General features: G+C 32.7%; 3 protein-coding genes. All 3 read right to left on the reverse strand.

Annotated elements, in window-relative coordinates; genetic code table 11:
- Nucleotides 1-1072 (reverse strand): germination protein YpeB (ypeB, locus tag VK998_RS09370; protein ID WP_325227869.1); only part of this gene is annotated, 1072 nt, incomplete at its 3' end.
- Between the two features lie 11 nt (nt 1073-1083).
- On the reverse strand, nt 1084-1800 hold the full coding sequence (gene sleB / locus VK998_RS09375) for a spore cortex-lytic enzyme (RefSeq protein ID WP_325227870.1): 717 nt from the start codon (nt 1798-1800) through the stop codon (nt 1084-1086).
- A 125-nt stretch (nt 1801-1925) separates the two neighbouring features.
- Nucleotides 1926-3116, reverse strand: a complete 1191-nt coding sequence (locus VK998_RS09380; protein WP_325227871.1) for a M20 family metallopeptidase — start codon at nt 3114-3116, stop codon at nt 1926-1928.
- Between the last annotated feature and the right edge of the window lie 157 nt (nt 3117-3273).

Consider the following 3273-nt stretch of genomic DNA (forward strand, 5'->3'; position numbering starts at 1 on the left):
CTAAGGCTACTTTTACTTTTATTAAATCTGGATAAATGGTCACATCTTCTTCTTTATATACAAAATTAAACAATACAGTACCATCATATTTTAAATAATAATTGGGTTCCATACTGTCAAAACCTTTTTTTCTTAGGTAATCAAGAGCCTTATTTTGCGCTTCTTCTATAGTTAGATCTCCTTTAGGTACCGCCCTTGGATTAGCCATCCATAGTACATGACCACCTTTTTTAGATACTCCCATATATACTGCTAATTCTTTAGAGGTATTTTTTGGATATAAATTAAATGTATAGGAAGGTATTCTTGATTCTGATATATCTTCTCCTTCTTCAAAGGTATCTATATCTTCAACTCTATTAGCACCAAAAAAATCTATAGCCGTCTTTTCTGCTTCATCTCTTGATACATCTCTATTTTCTAATCCTACTGGTTTCCTATTTAACATTTGATCAGAAAAAGGTCCATCGTAAATCAGTTCAGGAGTTTCCCCCATATTTTTTTCTATATTAACTAAAGATGTTTGAAATATCTTTTCATTTCCTTCTTGCACTCTTTTGTTTTGACGAGTATTGAGAGAGCCAAATAAAAAGTTTTTGTCTGCTAATTCAGATTGAAGCTTAGCTAATTCATCATTAAATGTAGCAGAGTTTTGCTGTAGATTAGCTAAAGATGCAATTTGTTCATTAGTTAGAGGCTCTCCTTTTACATGGGTTTGAATTAAATAATAACTATAATCAGCAACCTGATTTAAAAACTTTTCAGTCTTTGCTGTCTCTGCATGGGTTACAGGCATTTGCCCTAATTTATCTTGAGCAAAATAAGCCTCATTCATTATCTGGGAAAGCAATAATACGTTTTGATCTCTTGATTTAGATAACATAGCTTTAGATAGATTCACCTGAACATTTTCCACATGTTTCTTTACATCAAAAAATAATCTTTGATACTGATTTTCTAATGCTACACCTAATTTATTTTTAGTTGCATATTCATTATAACCCCAAGCTATTGCTACTATTAAAGCTATACCTAATATACTGGGAGCTAACCACCATCTTCTTTTTCTCATTTTTTCACCTCCTATAGTCCAAACCAGTGTTTGCCAATTTTTAATGTTACTTTCCTAGACCAAATCCATCTACTAGTAGCGGTAGCTGGGTTCCAATAATAAAGACATCCATAGGTAGGATCCCAACCATTTAAAGCATCTCTCGCTGCTTTAATGGAATCCTTATCTGGAGTTAAATTGATTTGCCCATCAGCTACCGCAGTAAAAGCTAAAGGCTGATATACTACCCCTGCTACTGTATTAGGAAATTGAGGACTTCTAGTCCTATTTAGCACTACTGCTGCAACTGCTACTTTCCCAATATAAGGTTCTCCTCTAGCCTCTCCATGGATAGTTCTGGCCAAAAGATATTCATCGCCTCGTCTATTTATACCTTGGGCTGAAGCCGGTGCTGCTCCTGTTAAGGTTATCCCTAATGCCGCTGCTGTCTGAGGCCCTACTACCCCATCAACTCTAAGTCCATTTTTAGCCTGAAACCTTCGTACTGCTCTATAGGTTTCTGCCCCATAAACACCATCTACTGTCCCAATTAAATATTTCCATTTTACCAATTGCCATTGAACATTTTTTACATCTTGCCCTTGAGTTCCCCAATATAATACTCTTGGTGCAAAATAGGTATTATATTTATTTACAGCTTCTTGTAAAAAACCATTTGGTTCATAAAACATGAGTATAGATACAAATACTAATACTAGAATCATCGTTATTATAGTAAATTTTTTCATTTTTTGCCTCCTTTCATATTTGCTAAGTTTCTATATTTTTTGTAATTATATAAAATTTATTCAAAAATAGAAAAAAAGCTATTATTGGCTATATTTGCCAATAATAGCTTTTGACTTTTACAAATTTAAACTTTCAATAATTTCACTAATAAATCATAAATTACTTGAGAAGTTTTTACTAAACTATCTATAGATACCCATTCATCTGGAGAATGATAGTTTTTCCCATATGGTCCAAAGATAAATACAGGAGCATCGGTTCTAGTTCCTAAATAATTAAAATCCCCCATACTTGAAAAATAAGCTATGGTTCCATATGTTCCTGTTACCTTTTTGATAGTTTCTTGTAATTCTTTTGTAAATGGGTTCTCTTCATCTACTGTATAAGGTTTAAATCCATCTACCCCATCATGAGGTACGTCTCTAAATTCTATTGTATATTCACTTTTAATATTTGCCTTTTTAGCTGCTTCTTTTACTTCTTTAATTAAAAATTCTTTATCTTCTCCCCTAACCACATGCCTAAATACTGTGAAACTTGCTTTTTCTGCTACAGAACAAGCTGCTCCACCTCCTGAAGTTTCAATAACTACTAAGGATCCTTTACCTAATTGAGGATCTTGTTTTAATTCTACCTTTCCAAGTTCACAAATCAACTTAGCTCCATCTAAAATAGCGTCTATTCCAAATTCTGGTGCTGCAGCATGACTAGATTTACCATAAAGGTTCACCTTGTAATTATATCCACCTCTGGCTCCTAAACATAGACATGGAAACTCAATATCTGCAAATCCACTGCTTGGCTCTGCTACTATTGAAAAATCAATATTTTCCGTCAATCCATCAAGGATAGTGGCATCTGTACCTAATCCATAAGGCCCTTCTTCATCAGAAACTAAGGTATAAACAATTTCTCCTTTAAAATCCTTAACATTCCGTACAAAAGCTTCTAATGCTATCATTATTGCTGCTGAACCACCTTTCATGTCTAATGCTCCTAGACCAAATAGCCTGTCGCCTTCTATAGTTGGTTTTAAAGGATCTTTAGTCCAACCTTGACTAATTGTAACTGTATCCAAATGTCCATTCAATAATATTTTCAATCCTCCTTCCTGCCCTTTAATATTACCGACTACATTTGTTCCTTGAAATTTTGTCACCTTATCTTCACTATACTTATGATACTTAACTGGAATCTTTCTTTCTTTCAGCCAATTGTAAGTGAATTCCATTATTTCATCTTCTTCAAAATAAGGACTGTAGATTTTAATTAAATCAGATAACAATTTTATGATATTTTCCCGAACATTTTTCAAAATTATCCCCCCAATAATAAGTTAGTCAAATTATATCACAAATATTGAGTATTTTCACAATATTTTAATTTTTCTTGAAGTATTTCTTTATGAATGATATTATAAAAACATAGATTTCAATAAGTTTTTAAAGGGTGATAGATATGTTCAATAAATA

The sequence above is a fragment of the Schnuerera sp. genome, from assembly GCF_035459645.1.
Taxonomy (GTDB): Bacteria; Bacillota; Clostridia; order Tissierellales; family Tepidimicrobiaceae; genus Schnuerera.

Excerpts from the sequence above, each read along its gene's own strand:
- sleB (WP_325227870.1), bottom strand. The coding sequence starts at position 1,800 with ATGAAAAAATTTACTATAATAACGATGATTCTAGTATTAGTATTTGTA.